The sequence below is a fragment of the Stenotrophomonas sp. CASM106 genome (genome assembly GCF_049384825.1).
In the GTDB taxonomy this organism is placed as follows: domain Bacteria; phylum Pseudomonadota; class Gammaproteobacteria; order Xanthomonadales; family Xanthomonadaceae; genus Stenotrophomonas; species Stenotrophomonas muris.
Genome location: NZ_JBMRFS010000096.1, coordinates 1 through 385, shown reverse-complemented (window position 1 = coordinate 385; position 385 = coordinate 1). Strand labels below are relative to the sequence as shown.

Here is a 385-nt window from a genome sequence, read left to right as displayed (position 1 = left end):
AGTGCTGATGCGTATAAAGATCGATTGTATGCGTCATTCAGAGAATGGTGGGTCTGGGTAGACTCGAACTACCGACCTCACCCTTATCAGGGGTGCGCTCTAACCACCTGAGCTACAGACCCGGAAAACTCTTCCGGTACATGGCCCAGTATGGTGGAGCCTGTCGGGATCGAACCGACGACCCCCTGCTTGCAAAGCAGGTGCTCTCCCAGCTGAGCTAAGGCCCCAAAAGGGACTCTCACATCGGCCTGGCCGACGTGATTCTCTGAATGCAGGTACTTTGTGAAGACGCCCGACAGGACGATGCTGTCTTTGCTCAAAAGGAGGTGATCCAGCCGCACCTTCCGATACGGCTACCTTGTTACGACTTCACCCCAGTCATCGG

At 55.3% G+C, this 385-nt stretch carries 2 tRNA genes and 1 rRNA gene; all 3 read right to left on the bottom strand.

The features are described from left to right. Positions 1-45: 45 nt before the first annotated feature. Positions 46-122 (bottom strand) — tRNA-Ile (locus tag VG556_RS22705). A gap of 29 nt (positions 123-151) precedes the next feature. Next, positions 152-227: transfer RNA gene (locus tag VG556_RS22700), tRNA-Ala, on the bottom strand. Between the two features lie 92 nt (positions 228-319). Next, positions 320-385 (bottom strand): 16S ribosomal RNA (locus tag VG556_RS22695); the annotation flags it as partial.